The following is a 13616-nucleotide window of genomic DNA, read 5'->3' as shown; positions in this document are numbered from 1 at the left end:
ACAGCTAATCCCGATAGCCCTCGCCTTCGCCGTCCAGGGCTTTGTTCGCTTCGATGATCTCTTCCTTGGAGGGCATGCCGTCGCCCATGCCCTCCGGGCCGGAATCGCAGCCGGCGAAAACCATCGGGAAACCGGCGACGGATAGGGCGAGTGCGAACCCGCAGATCGTGCGGACGCTGAACGGGAGACAGGAAGACACGAGTCACTCCGGCGGGGCGTGATGCTGAGCAGTCGATGGAGCGGAGGTTTCCGATCCGAATGAGGGGGAGCGTAGCAGGTCCATCCTGGTTGGTCTCGGTTTCTGCCCCAGAATCGAGGAATACCCAATGCCCAGAGGCCGTGAGGAACGGATTATTGACAAGCGGAGATTGATGCGTGATGGTCGGCACCGGCGAATTCCCGTCTCGGTGTTGCCTCATCGCAGACCCGTTCTGGGTACGCGGGGGGCGAACTCCAGTCCTCCCCCTCTTCGGAAGAAAACCTGTGCAACAACTCCCCACAGCTCGGGAAGCGTCCAGAAAAGACACCCGACGTTTCGGCTTCACACTGATCGAACTGCTGGTGGTCATTGCGATCATCGCCATCTTGGTCAGCCTGCTGTTGCCCGCCGTGCAACAGGCGAGAGAGGCCGCCCGACGCAGCCAGTGCCAGAACAATCTCAAGCAGATCGGTCTGGCGATGCACAACTACCACGGCACCTTCAAGACGCTGCCGATCGGCAACGGGGGCGGGACCGGCGCCGGGTGGGCCGCCAACCGCCGCGCGAGTGGATTCCCCTCGCTCTTGCCGTACCTCGACCAGGAACCGTTGTGGACTCGTATCAAGGCGGAGCGGACCGGGCAGGGGGCGACTTGGGACGGCCCGTACAACGTGCAGGTCACCACGCTGCTCTGTCCCTCCGACGGGGTGCCGCACACCGACACGCTGTCGTCCGGCGACACGAACTACGGCCTCTGCTACGGCGACAACGGACGCACGCACTTCAGCACGAACGCGCGGAACCGTCGCGGCGCCTTCGCCCACCGTGCGGTGAGGGGGTTGCGGGACCTCAAAGACGGCACCACGGGCACGATTCTGGTCGGCGAGATCGGTCCTCGATGGGACGGCGGCCGGGCCTTCGGCGGCCTCGCGGTCGCAAACCTCGGCGACGCGATCTTCAACAACGTGCAGGAGAATTGCATCGACGCCGTGTCCGACCCGCAGAACCCGGGCTTCTACCTCCCAGGCGTGCAGTTCGACTGGAACGGCGCGGGCAACGTCAACAACTTCCGCGGCGGACGGTACGCCTCCGGCCCGCTGTTCCACGGCTTCAACACGATCATCCCGCCGAATGGGCCCAGTTGCGCAGAGAACAGCGACGCGCACACCGGCGGCGGGATGGTGCTCACCGCCGGCAGCGCCCATAGCGGCGGCGTCCAGGTCGTGATGGGCGACGGCTCCGTCCAGTTCGTCAGCGAGACCGTCGACACCGGAGATCTGACATGGGACATGTCCGCCCACAACGACACGATCACCGGGGAAAGCCCGTACGGCGTCTGGGGCGCTTTGGGTTCGGTCAACGGCGGAGAAAGCGTCGCAGCCGACGCATTCTGACTCGTCGGCAGGCCGCATAGTTCGCGTCCGGCATCCCTGATTCCTGCGACGTCCCGCCGCGACCGACGCGGCGGGACGTCGCTTTGCGCAGAGGGTAGGCGTCGCACCGCCTCGGTAATGCGGGAGGCAGGAGCAGGTCGCCCGTCGTCATGGGCGCCGGTGTCGCAAGCCGTTGCCGCCGTTGAGGTTTGCGGTCCCCTGGTTAGAATGGGCGACCCTGCCGCTTCTCCTTATCTATGTGAGCGCCCGCGTTGGCTGACGAGACCCCCGAGAGTTCACAGGACGCCCTGACCGGGGATGAAATCGTCGAACCGACGCCCGACCCCGCCCTGATGGGCAACGTCGGCGACGTGCGGCCGCTCGACATTCAGGACGAGATGCGGACCAGCTACCTGACGTACGCGATGAGCGTGATCGTCAGCCGGGCCCTGCCGGACGTGCGGGACGGGCTCAAACCCTCCCAGCGCCGCATCCTCGTGGCGATGCGGGACCTGAACCTCAACCCCGGCGGCAGCACGACCAAGTGCGCCGGCATCGTCGGGGAGACGATGAAGCGGTACCACCCGCACGGCGACGGGGCGATCTATCCCACGCTGGCCCGCATGGCCCAGCCGTGGGTGATGCGGGGCGAACTGATCGCCAAGCAGGGCAACTTCGGCTCCCTCGCCGGCCTGCCGCCCGCCCAGATGCGGTACACCGAGGCCAAGCTCGCCCCGCTGGCCACGGAGATGCTGCGGGACCTCGACAAAGACACCGTCGATTTCGCCGACAACTACGACGGCAAATACGAGGAACCGACGGTTCTGCCCAGCCGGTATCCGAACCTGCTGGTCAACGGCAGCACCGGCATCGCCGTCGGCATGGCGACGAGCATCCCCCCGCACAACCTCGGCGAGGTCTGCCGGGGCGTGGCGGCGCTGATCGACGACCCCGACCTCACGGCCGAGGCGTTGATGGAATACATCCCCGGCCCGGACTTCCCCACCGGCGGGGTGATCTGCGGCCGCATGGGCATCCTGCAGGGCTACAAGACCGGCCGCAGCACCCTCACGCTGCGGGCCCGCACGAAGTTCGAGACGAAGGGGCGGCAGGAGACGATCGTCGTCACCGAGATCCCCTACATGGAGACCCGCGACCGCATCCGCGAGAAGCTGGAGCAGGTCGCCAAGGAGGGACGCGTCGAGGGCATCAGCCGCGTCACGGACTTCACGGACCGCAAGACGCCGCCGTGGCGGGCCGAGATTCACATCGACCTGAAGCGGGACGCCGACCGCGACGTCGTCCTCAATCAGCTGTTCAAGTACAGCCCACTGCAGACGACGGTCTCCGTGATCCTGCTGGCCCTCGTCGGCCAGCGGCCGCAGACGCTCGGTCTGCGGGAGATCCTGCTGGAGTTCGTCCGGCACCGGGTCGACGTGACCCGGCGGCGGACGGAGTACCAGCTCGCCGCCGCCAAGGCCCGTAAGCACACCGTCGAAGGCCTCCTGATCGCCCAGGTGGACATCGACGAGGTCATTAAGACGATCCGGGCTTCGCCCAGCCGGGAGGAGGCCCGGAACCGCCTGCAGGAGATCCAGGTGGCCAGCGAACTGATCGAGCGGGCTCTCGGCGACGGCTTCGACCTGTTCGTCGAGGAGAAGGGCGTCGCGGAGACCTATTCGCTCTCCCGCAAGCAGGCGGACGCGATCGTCTCGATGCAGCTCGGCAGTCTGGCGAACCTGGAACGGGAGCAGCTCGGCGGGGAGTACGCGGAGCTGATCGAGAACATCCGCGAGTACCTCCGCCTACTCTCCGACGAGGCCCATCTGCGGGCCGTCGTGCGGGAGGACATGGTCGAGCTCGCCGAGAAGTACGGCGACGAACGCCGGACCGAGATCGACCCGACGGAACTCGGCAACGTGGACATCGGCGATCTGATCGCCGAGGAGCCGATGGTCGTGACCATCTCCGCCCGCGGCTACGTGAAGCGGACGCCGCTGAGCGTTTATCAGGCTCAGAACCGCGGCGGGAAGGGGATCCGGGGGGCGAAGTCGGACGAGGAGGACCCCGTCGAGCACCTGTTCGTCTCCAGCACCCACGACTGGCTGCTGTTCTTCACCGATAAGGGCAAGGTCTACTGGCGGAAGGTCTACGACCTGCCGTTCGGCTCCCGCACCGCGAAGGGCCGGGCGCTGGTCAACCTGCTCCAACTCTCCGACGCGGGAGAGACGGTCGCCAACTGCCTGAACGTCGGCGAGTTCCCGGACGATCAGTTCCTGATCATGGCGACCCGCAACGGGACGGTGAAGAAGACGGCCCTGAGCGCCTACGGCCGGCCGCTGCGGGGCGGGATCATCGCCATCAACCTCGAGGAGGGGGACGAACTGATCGACGTCCGCATCGTCGGCGGGAAGGGGGCCGAGGCGGACGACGTGGTGCTCGCCACGAAGTCCGGCATGAGCATCCGCTTCTCCCACGAGGACGCCCGTCCGATGGGCCGGGCCACCCGCGGCGTGCGGGGCATCAACCTGTCCGAGGGCGACGAGGTCGTCGGCCTGGTCGTCGCCGAGCCGGACCTGCGGTTGCTCACGCTCTCCGAGAAGGGCCTCGGCAAACGCACCCCCTTCGGCCTGGGCGAACTGCCCGACGAACCGGAGGACGCGGACGCCGACGCCGAGGCCGGCAGCGACGACGAGGACGCCGAGGACGCCCCCGTGACCTCCTCCAACGCCCGCTACCGCCGCCAGAAGCGGGGCGGGAAGGGGCTGCGGGACCTCAAGGTGACGGCGAAGACCGGGCCGGTGATCTCGATCGCCGCCGTCGCCGGCGACGACGAGGTGCTGATGATGACCGCCGCCGGCAAGATCCAGCGGATCCGGGCCCGCGACATCCGCGAGACCGGCCGCAACGCCCAGGGCGTGCGCTGCATCCGCCTCGACGAGGGCGACGCCCTCGCCTCCGTCGCCCGCATCCCCGCCGACCTCGTCGAGCCGGAACTGACCGACGCCGAAGCCGCCGCGGCGGAAGGCGGCGTGGTCGAGCCCGCCCTCGAGGAACCCGTCGGCGAACCGGTGCAGGTTCCGCCCCCGACGGACGACTCTGCGGACGACTCCGCAGACGGGTCCGAGGCGTGACGGCCGCGGTCGGGGCGGTGGCGGATCGCGTTGCCGTTCCGCTCCGACCCCGAACTTCCGCTTCATCCCACACCGTTCGACCGGCGGACCGCCCGGTTCAGTCGGCGGCCGGGAACTCGTTGCACTTCGCTCGGCGTCGGGCCATTGTGCCTTCCGAACACCGACAACCTCTTACCGCCGCGGCCCCGCGGCTTGAAGCGCCGTGAAAATTGCGATGATCGGGACCGGCTACGTCGGCCTCGTCACCGGCACCTGTTTCGCCGAGAGCGGCAACGGCGTGACCTGTCTGGACATCGACGAGAAGAAGGTCGCCGGCCTGAATGAGGGCGTCATCCCGATCTACGAGCCCGGCCTGACCGAACTGGTCAAGCGGAACCACGCCGCCGGCCGGCTGAAGTTCACCACCGACCCCGAAGCCGCCATCCCGGAGGCCAAGTGCGTGTTCATCGGCGTCGGCACCCCGCAGGGGGACGACGGCCGGGCGAACCTCACGGCCCTATTCAAGAGCGTCGAGACGATTGCCCCGCTGCTGGCCGACGACGCGATCGTGGTGGTGAAGTCCACGGTCCCGGTCGGCACGAACCGCAAGGTCGCCGCCCGCCTGAAGGAGCTCACCGGCCGCGACGTGGACGTCGCCAGCAACCCGGAGTTCCTGAAGGAAGGCGCCGCGGTCGACGACTTCACCAAGCCGGACCGCGTGGTCGTCGGCGCGATGCGGCCGGAGGTGACCGAAGTTCTGCACGACCTCTACCGCCCCTTCCTGCGGACGGAGCGCCCCTTCCTGTCGATGGGCTGGGAGAGCGCCGAGATGACGAAGTATGTCGCCAACTGCCTGCTGGCGACGAAGATTTCGTTCATCAACGAGATGGCCAACCTCTGCGAGCGCGTCGGGGCCGACGTGAACAGCGTGCGGCGCGGCATCGGACACGATCAGCGGATCGGGTTCTCCTTCCTGTTCCCCGGCGTCGGCTACGGCGGGAGCTGCTTCCCGAAGGACGTCCGGGCCCTGATGCGGGTCGCCGAGGACACCGGCGTGGAGCCCCGCATCCTCGCCGCCGTCGACGAGGTGAACGACCGCCAGAAGCACGTCCTGTTCGACAAGGTGAAGCGGCATCTCGGCGAGGACCTGTCCGGCAAAACGATCGCCGTGTGGGGGCTCGCCTTCAAACCCCGCACGGACGACATCCGCGAGGCCCCGGCGCTGGTGCTGATCGACGCCCTGCTGGAGGCCGGCGCCGCCGTGCAGGTGCACGACCCGGTCGCCGAGGAGAACGTCCGCGCGATCTACGGCGACAAGCTGACCTACGGCGAGCACCACTACGACGCCGCCCGCGGCGCCGACCTGCTCTGCATCTGCACGGAGTGGAACGAGTTCCGCAACCCGGACTTCCAGTTCCTCAAGCACACGATGGCCGCCCCGGTGATCCTCGACGGCCGCAACCTGTTCGACCCGGCCGACATGGCCGAGGCCGGCTTCACCTACGAGGGCATCGGCCTGTCGGCCGGTGGGTGAGGGGCGACGAGTGGAGAGTATTGAGTGAGGAGTCAGGGGTGAGGAGACGGGCCCGTCGCCTCGCTCGCCCGTTTGCCGTCAGAGAGCGGGTACGAACGGCTCGACAGCCGGCGTCGTCCCGCACACACTCCTCACCCCTTACTCCTCACCCCTCACTCCTCCCCGGTCATGGACCAGGACCTCGCCGCCCGCGCCGACGCGGTGTTCGCTCGCATCACCAACTTGAAGGACTCCCTTTGACCACGCGGCTCTGACCGCACAGGTGAAGGAGATCAACGCGGAGATGGCCGCCCCGACCTTCTGGGACGACCAGGAGGCGGCGCAGAAGGTCGTCAAACGGCTCTCCAACGTGCAGGGGGTGCTCAAGCCCCTGGACGAACTGCTCGAATTGCGCGGCGACGCCGAGGCGTACCTCGAACTCGCCGCCGAGGACCCGGAGGAGGCCGAAGCCCTCTCCGGCGACCTGCGGGAGATGATCGCCGAGCTGGAGCGAAAAACCGACGCGATGGAGCTCCGGCAGGTGATGAGCGCCCCGGAGGACCGCTGCGACGCCTTCGTGCAGATTCAGGCCGGCGAGGGCGGCACCGACGCCGCCGACTGGGCCGCGATGCTGCTCCGCATGTACCAGCGCTGGGGCGAGCGCGAGGGCTACAAGATTGAACTGGTCGAATCCTCCGAGGCGGAGGAGGCCGGCATCCGCAGCGCCATCCTGCGGGTCTCCGGCGATCACGCCTTCGGCTATCTGAAAGGTGAAAGCGGCCAGCACCGGCTGATCCGCATCAGCCCCTTCGACGGCGCCGGCCGGCGGCAGACGAGCTTTGCCGCCGTGGACGTCACCCCGGACCTCGGCGACGAGATCAAGGTGGACGTGGACTACGCCCAGGACGTCCGCGAGGACACCATGCGGGCCGGCGGGGCCGGCGGGCAGCACGTCAACAAGACGGAGTCCGCCATCCGCCTGACCCACCTGCCGACCGGCACCGTCGTGCAGTGCCAAAGCCAGCGCAGCCAGCACCAGAACCGGGCCCACGCCCGCAAAATGCTGGAGGCGAAGCTCTACCAGATGGAAGTCGAAAAGCGCGAGGCGGACAACGCCGCCCGCCGCGGCGAGAAGTCCAAGATCGGCTTCGGCGGCGAAACGATCCGCAACTACGTCCTCCACCCGGACCGCTTCGCCAAAGACACCCGCACCAACTTCCGGGCCACCAACCCGGACGCGGTGATTGACGGCGAACTCCAACCCTTCATCGACGCCTACCTTCGCTGGAGCATCGGGGAATGAACGTTTCCTTCAAATCCGCGACGCTCGCCTGCGGCTTCGCGGGGGCGTTGATGACGACGCTCGTCGGTTGCTCCGATGGCGACGCCGTCGACGGGCCGGCCGAAGCCCCGACCTCCGAGCCGGTCGACGCGCCCGACGCCGTTCCCACGGAGATCGAACAGGCGCTGTCCGCCGAACCGACCCCGCTGCCGGAGGACGCCGACGGAATCGTCGTTCCGATCCCCGAAGCGGCCGTCGCCGAGGGGGCCGTCGCGGTCCTGCGGGACGGGCAGGTGACAGAGTTTCGTCCCGAGACGGCGCCGCTGGACCTCGCCGCCTTCACCCCCGTCGACGGCAGCAAGGCCGAGACGACGCTCGAAGATGGCGTCCTCCGCATCAAGGGCGGCCTCGGCTTCATGCAGAGCCCGCAGCAGTACGGCGACTTCGTCCTCCAGGCGGAGGTGAAACTGAACTCGCCGGACAGCAACTCCGGCATCTTCTTCCGCACGATGGAGCCGACCGCGGACGCCCCGTCGAACGGCTACGAGATGCAGCTGCAGAACACGCTCGGCCCCGGCGGGCGGACGGACCCGGACGACTACGGCGACGGCTTCGGCACCGGCGGCATCTTCCGCCGGCAGCCCGCCCGCTACGTCAATGCGAACGACGGCGAGTGGTTTCACGTGACTCTCGTCGCCGTCGGCAACCGCATGGCGACCTGGGTGAACGGCCTGCAGGTCACGGACTTCACCGACGAACGCGACCCCGACCCGAACCCCCGCAAGGGCCGCCGGGACGACCCGGGCTTCATCGTCCTGCAAGGGCACGACCCGACGACGGACGTGAGCTTCCGCAACCTCCGCATTCAGTCGCTGGATGCGGACGGGGCGACCGAGAGCGACTGAACCGCCGCCCAGACGACCTCCGGCGGGTCCCACTTCCGCACCACCGTGCCCAAGCCGGGCGTTCGCGTCCGGCCTTCGAAGGAGGTGAGACCCACCCGCACCCGGCCGGGGGCGGAGAGACGGGAGCGAGTTAGCGCCGCGGCCCGGCGGTCGTCCCAGAGGTCGAGGTCCCAAGCTTCCCACGGCGTCGCCCCGGTCCCGCCGAGCAGCCGCTCCGCGCTGTCTCGGAACGCCCGGTCCGGGCTCACGACCCGCACCGGGCCGACGCCGGACGGCGGGCTCGGTGCCGGGGGGTCGTCCGCCAGCGGGCCAGGCGAAAGCCCGCCCCGCACCGCAGCGAGCGTTCGTCGGGCCGCTTCCGCCTCAACGCAGCGAAGCGCCACCGGCCAGGGAGAGCCGGTCCGGGCCCCGCCGTTCGCCCAGGCGCCGCAGGCCACGACCCAGGCCGACAGCGGGAACCGGTCCAGCAGTCGCCGCACCGCCGCGGGGCCCCACTCCTCCGGGAACCGTTCGAGGGCCACGCAAACCGTCGGCTCCGCCGCCGCGTCGAGATTCTCCGCCCAAACGAACCGCACCGCGTCCGAGCGGTACGTCGCCGCCCAGCGCCGCACGGCCCGCTCCGCGCCGAACACCGGAACGTCGACGGGTTCAGGCATGCGGAGCCACGGAACGAAGGGCAAGCGGGGGGCGTCAGCCCCCGAGCGTGAAGCGGTACGGAATCCCCGTTGCACCGCGCCGGCGCCCGGCGGTCAAGGCGGGATTCGGTCTGGCCCCCGAGACCCTTCGGGTGCGAAAACCCGGGCCATGCCGGCTCCCCCGCCCGAATTGGCCGCCCGCCTCGCCGCCCTCGACCGGCGACTGGGCGAGCGTGCAAGGCGCTTGGGCCGGGCGGTGCGGCGACTGTCGGAGGTGCCGGCGGGCGACCTGCTCTGGCTCGATCGCCTGCACGCGGCCGGCGCTCTGACCGACTATCAGATTGCGGCGTTGACCGACGGCCGCGACGCCGACCTGCGGGTCGGCGGGCGCCTCGTCACCGGCTCCCTCGGCCCTCGCACCCGCACCGCGACCGGGCCCGCCGGCCCGGCCGTGCTGAAGCGCTGCGGGGACCGCACGGAGGCGCTCGAACGCCTCACCCAAACGAAGGTTCCCCACCCGGCCGTCGTCGTCCCGCACGCTGTGGCGGGCGGCGGCGAGGGCGAAGCTGTCTGGGCGGTCGCGGCTCCGGCGGCGGGCGGCACGCTGGCGGCCCGGCTGGCGGCCCGGGGGCGGTTCACCGGCGAGGAGGCCCTGGCGCTGGCCCGCACCCTCGCCGGCGGACTCGCCGCGGCGGAGGCGGCCGGGGTGATCCACGGCGAGATTCACGCTCACAACGTCCGGCTCGGGCCGGCGGGGCCGGTTCTGGTCGATTGCGGCCTCGCCCCGCTGTTGCCGCCGCGGACGGCAGACCGGTCCCGCGGCGGGTGGGCGGAGCCGACGGAGGGGCCGCCGTCGTTCGGCACGGACGAAGACCTGCGGGCGTTCGCCGCCCTGCTGTGGGGGGCGCTGACCGGCCGGCCGCCGTTCCTGCTGGCTCCGCGGCGGTTCGGCACCGTGGGGATCGGCGGGCCGCCGCTGGCGCCGATCGGCGAGCTCGCCCCCGACGCCCCGGCGCCGCTGGCCGAACTGATCGACGCGCTCACCGGACATCCCTCGTTCGGTTCGTCGGGGGCGGGGGCCCCGGGCTCCTTCGCGGAGGTCGTCGAACGCCTGCGACCGGTGCGTCCGCCGTTCTCCCCGGTGCGGACCGCCGGCTGGGCGACGGCCTGCGGGTTCGCCCTCGCCGGGATCGTGGGGGCGGCCGGCGCCCCGGACCCCGTTCCCGCCGAACCCCCGTCCGGGACCGCCCCGCCGGCCGTTTCGCCGGCGCCGATCGTGACGACGGAGCCGACGGAATCGGCCGCGCCGCCGCCGTCGGAGATCGCCCCCGTTCCCGCCGTCCGTCGGGTCGCGGTGCCGGAGTTCGGCCGGTAACGTCCCGGACGTGTCGGACCCCTCGCCCACCGCTGCCGCTGACGAACTGCCCGCGGAACCGTGGGATCGGCGGCACCTCGTCGGCCTGGCGGGGATGAGCGGGGAGGACGTCACCCTGCTGCTCGACCGGGCGGTGGAGTACCGCCGGCTCAGCGAAGCCGGCGACCTGCCGTCCCCGCTGGCGGGGGCGACCGTCGGCAACCTGTTCTTCGAAAACTCCACCCGCACCCGCAACAGCTTTCGGCTGGCGGCGAAGCGGCTGGGGGCGGAGACGGTCGAGTTCACCGAAGTCGGCTCCAGCGTGGCGAAGGGGGAGACCGTCGCGGACACCGTCCGCACGATCGAGGCCCTCGGCGTCGATCTGATGGTCATTCGCCACGGCTCCCCCGGGGTGCCGCACCGGCTGCGGGAGTTCGTCACCTGCGGCCTGCTGAACGCCGGCGACGGCACCCACGAACACCCCACCCAGGCCCTGATCGACCTGCTCAGCCTGCGGGACGCGTTCTCCCAGGACGGGCGAGGCGATCTGGCGGGGAAAACGGTCACCGTCGTCGGCGACATCCTGCACAGCCGCGTGGCCCGCTCGAACATCCACGGTCTGCGGGCGCTGGGCGCCCGGGTGCTGGTGTGCGGGCCCTCCACGCTGCTCCCCCGCCACCTGCCGGGGGCGGAGTTCTTCACCGACCTCGACGAGGCTCTCGCCCAGAGCGACGCGGTGAACCTCCTGCGGGTGCAGTTCGAACGCCAGCGCGGGGCCTTCTTCCCCAGCCCGGCGGAGTACTACCGGCTGTTCGGCATGACGCAGGCCCGGTTGAATCGCAGCGGCCGCGACCCGTGGGTGCTGGCCCCGGGGCCGATCAACCGCGGCATCGAACTCAGCAGCGAGGTGGCGGACGGGCCGCGGTCGCTGATCTTGAAGCAGGTCGCCAACGGCGTGTTCATCCGCATGGCCTGCCTGGCGACGTTGATGGAGGGCCGGCGATGAGCGCCCGCACGCTGCGAATCGCCGGCGGACGGGTGATCGATCCCGCCTCCGGAACCGACGACGTCCGCGATCTGTGGGTTCGCGACGGCCGCTTGATCGACCCGCCGGGCGGCGCGGCGGACGACACGCTGGACGCCGCGGGATTGGTCGTCTGCCCCGGCTTCGTCGAACCGCACGCGGTCGCCCCCACCGCCGGCGTCGATCAGCGCTTCGCCCGGCAGGCGCTGGCGGGCGGGTACACGACCGTCGCGGCGTTCGGCACCGCCCGGCGGGCCCGCGACTTCGACGGTCCGTGCCCCCGCCTGCTGCGGATCGCGCCGCTGACCGTCCCGGGCACCCGTCGTTTGGCGGAGTTGGGCGACGCGGCGGAGGTCGGCGCCGTGGCGTTCGGCGACGGGCCGGAGCCGCACGGCGACGCCGAGTTGCTCCGCCGCGGCCTGCTGTACGCAGCAATGCTGGATCGGTCGGTGTTCGACCTCCCGCGGGACCCGGCCCTCAGCGAGGGCGGCGTCGCCGCGGCGGGACGGATCGCGGCGGAGCAGGGGCTGTTCGGCGTGCCCGCGGCGGCGGAGCGGATCGCCGTCCACCGCGGGATCGAACTGGCCCGAACCACGGGCGGCCGGCTGCATTTCACGGCTCTCTCGGACGGCGGGGCTGCGATGACGGTCGAGGCGTTCCGCGAGGAGACGCTCCGCCAACCGCCGCAGGTCAGCGCCGCGATCGTCACGGCCCATTTGCTCTGCGACGAACGGTCGCTGCGCGGGTTCGATCCGGCGGGCCGGGTGGATCCCCCCTTCCGCACCGACGCGGACCGGCGGGTTCTGGTCGAGTTGACCCTGAAAAGCGGAGTCGAAGGGCCGACGATCACCGCCCTGACCGCCGGGCACCGGCCCGACCCGGGGTTGCTGGATCCGGTGGACCTGTTGGCCGCCCCGCCGGGGTTCGAGGCGTTCGAGACCGCCTTCGCCGCCGCACTGACCGCGCTGGGCGTCGACGGGCTGCCGTCGCGGATCGCGCGGTTCACCACCGGGCCCGCGGCGATCCTGGGACAGCCGGAGCCGTCCCTCGCCGCCGGCGCGCCCGCCGATTTGACGCTGTTCGATCCCGGGGCGGAGGACGTCTGCGACCCGGCGACGCTCGCCGTGCCGGTGGCCCGCACGCCGCTGGCCGGCCGACGGCTGCGGGGGCGGGTGACGCACACGCTCCTGGGCGGCCGCGTCGTCTTCGAACGCGGCGGCTTTCCCGCCCCGTAGCGCTGCCGGGCCGCCGGCCGGTTGACCCGCCGCGGGCCCGAGGCGGATGATCGCGGTTCTTCAATCCCGTTCCGGTCGGCCCCGCATGCGCGTTCCCTGTTGTCTCCTGTTGGTTTTCGCCGCGGCGGGGTGCGGCGACGCCGAATATCTGGCGGACTTCCGGGGCAACACCGTCCCCTATTTCGAACAGCGGCAGGCTCTCGACGCCGCGCTGGCGGCCCCGTGGCAGTACGCGGGAATCACGCTGCGGCCGCCGCGTGGGTTCTCGGAGGTCTCGGCCCCGCCCGAGCCGACCCAGGAGCAGTTGGAGGACGAGTACTTCGTCCCGCCGGCCGATCCGCGACAGCCGACCTACCTGCTCGACCCGCTGCCGGGACTGAAGGGGGCGTGGAAGGGGCCGCTGCCGGGCGCCGGGGAGCAGGCCGGCAACCGGTGGCTGTACGTGCTGGACTCGCGGAACCTCGAGGACGACCCGGTCGCCCCGAACCTGGAGCCGGACCGCTTCGTGGAGGAGGTGACGGACCGTTTCGCACGGGCGATGAACCTGCCCACGCCGGAGCTGGAGCAATTCAAGCCGATGACCTTCCCGACCAGCTCGGAGCCGTTCGCCCGGCCGGTGCAGTACCGCACGACGCCGTCGCCCCTGGTTGGCGAGTTCGGCGACGAGCAGATCCACCGCGTCGAACTGTACGTCTACGACGCCGGCGGCCGGAAGGTGATCGTCGCGTTGGTGATGCCCGAGGAGGCGATGATCGGCCCGGAGTTCGGCGAACCGCGCGACCTGATGCTGCAAACCCTCGAAGTGGGCGCCCCCACGGCGGCCCCGCGTGCCGGCGGCGGCGGCGGCGGAGCCCCGGCCGGCGGCCCGAGCTTCTGAACGAGGCGGCCGGGCGGCCGGGGGCGTCAGCGCCCCGGAGCGACCCTGGGGGCGGAGCTCTCAAATGACCATGAGGGAACAGAACCGTTCCCGCCGGCGGAGCGTC

At 70.8% G+C, this 13616-nt stretch carries 11 protein-coding genes; 9 read left to right on the top strand and 2 right to left on the bottom strand.

Annotated features, from left to right (window positions below):
* Positions 1 to 4: 4 nt before the first annotated feature.
* Complete coding sequence (locus ACG2DA_RS08700) at positions 5 to 199, bottom strand: hypothetical protein (RefSeq protein WP_395255181.1); 195 nt, start codon at positions 197 to 199, stop codon at positions 5 to 7.
* Between the two features lie 284 nt (positions 200 to 483).
* Between ACG2DA_RS08700 and ACG2DA_RS08695 the strand changes: the two genes are divergently transcribed.
* From ACG2DA_RS08695 to ACG2DA_RS08675, 5 genes are all read left to right on the top strand, one after another.
* Positions 484 to 1593 carry a DUF1559 domain-containing protein gene (locus ACG2DA_RS08695; protein ID WP_395255179.1) on the top strand — a complete coding sequence of 370 codons (1110 nt, stop codon included), beginning with the start codon at positions 484 to 486 and terminating at the stop codon, positions 1591 to 1593.
* A 251-nt stretch (positions 1594 to 1844) separates the two neighbouring features.
* Positions 1845 to 4706, top strand: coding sequence for a DNA gyrase subunit A (gene gyrA, locus ACG2DA_RS08690; protein ID WP_395255178.1), 2862 nt, complete (start codon positions 1845 to 1847; stop codon positions 4704 to 4706).
* Between the two features lie 202 nt (positions 4707 to 4908).
* Positions 4909 to 6219: a UDP-glucose dehydrogenase family protein gene (locus tag ACG2DA_RS08685; RefSeq protein ID WP_395255177.1), complete on the top strand. Its 1311-nt coding sequence runs from the start codon at positions 4909 to 4911 to the stop codon at positions 6217 to 6219.
* 168 nt (positions 6220 to 6387) lie between these two features.
* A protein-coding gene (gene prfB, locus ACG2DA_RS08680) for a peptide chain release factor 2 (RefSeq protein WP_395255176.1) occupies positions 6388 to 7501 on the top strand; the annotation gives its coding sequence in 2 pieces (ribosomal slippage) (positions 6388 to 6456 and positions 6458 to 7501; 1113 coding nt in all).
* Positions 7498 to 8385, top strand: a complete 888-nt coding sequence (locus ACG2DA_RS08675) for a DUF1080 domain-containing protein (protein ID WP_395255175.1) — start codon at positions 7498 to 7500, stop codon at positions 8383 to 8385. Before prfB ends, ACG2DA_RS08675 begins: the two co-directional genes overlap by 4 nt.
* On the opposite strand, the gene ACG2DA_RS08670 is transcribed toward ACG2DA_RS08675, so the two are convergent.
* Entirely contained in the window at positions 8346 to 9041 is a 696-nt protein-coding gene (locus ACG2DA_RS08670) for a hypothetical protein (protein ID WP_395255174.1), read from the bottom strand. The genes ACG2DA_RS08675 and ACG2DA_RS08670 overlap by 40 nt on opposite strands.
* 148 nt (positions 9042 to 9189) lie before the next feature.
* Between ACG2DA_RS08670 and ACG2DA_RS08665 the strand changes: the two genes are divergently transcribed.
* From ACG2DA_RS08665 to ACG2DA_RS08650, 4 genes are all read left to right on the top strand, one after another.
* Positions 9190 to 10395: a hypothetical protein gene (locus tag ACG2DA_RS08665; protein WP_395255173.1), complete on the top strand. Its 1206-nt coding sequence runs from the start codon at positions 9190 to 9192 to the stop codon at positions 10393 to 10395.
* Positions 10396 to 10405: 10 nt separating this feature from the next.
* Positions 10406 to 11380: an aspartate carbamoyltransferase catalytic subunit gene (locus tag ACG2DA_RS08660; RefSeq protein WP_395255172.1), complete on the top strand. Its 975-nt coding sequence runs from the start codon at positions 10406 to 10408 to the stop codon at positions 11378 to 11380.
* Positions 11377 to 12633 (top strand): hypothetical protein, encoded by a 1257-nt coding sequence (locus ACG2DA_RS08655; RefSeq protein ID WP_395255171.1) that lies wholly within the window; start codon positions 11377 to 11379, stop codon positions 12631 to 12633. Before ACG2DA_RS08660 ends, ACG2DA_RS08655 begins: the two co-directional genes overlap by 4 nt.
* Before the next feature lie 85 nt (positions 12634 to 12718).
* Positions 12719 to 13510, top strand: coding sequence for a hypothetical protein (locus tag ACG2DA_RS08650; protein ID WP_395255170.1), 792 nt, complete (start codon positions 12719 to 12721; stop codon positions 13508 to 13510).
* Positions 13511 to 13616 lie beyond the last annotated feature (106 nt).

The organism is Alienimonas sp. DA493 (assembly GCF_043951915.1).
Classification (GTDB): Bacteria; Planctomycetota; Planctomycetia; order Planctomycetales; family Planctomycetaceae; genus Alienimonas.
Note: the sequence above shows the minus strand (reverse complement) of the source record. Positions and strands in the feature narration are given on the sequence as shown.

Coding starts and splice junctions, on each gene's coding strand:
- ACG2DA_RS08675 (WP_395255175.1), top strand. CDS start 7,498: ATGAACGTTTCCTTCAAATCCGCGACGCTCGCCTGCGGCTTCGCGGGG.
- ACG2DA_RS08670 (WP_395255174.1), bottom strand. CDS start 9,041: ATGCCTGAACCCGTCGACGTTCCGGTGTTCGGCGCGGAGCGGGCCGTG.
- ACG2DA_RS08665 (WP_395255173.1), top strand. CDS start 9,190: ATGCCGGCTCCCCCGCCCGAATTGGCCGCCCGCCTCGCCGCCCTCGAC.
- ACG2DA_RS08650 (WP_395255170.1), top strand. CDS start 12,719: ATGCGCGTTCCCTGTTGTCTCCTGTTGGTTTTCGCCGCGGCGGGGTGC.
- ACG2DA_RS08655 (WP_395255171.1), top strand. CDS start 11,377: ATGAGCGCCCGCACGCTGCGAATCGCCGGCGGACGGGTGATCGATCCC.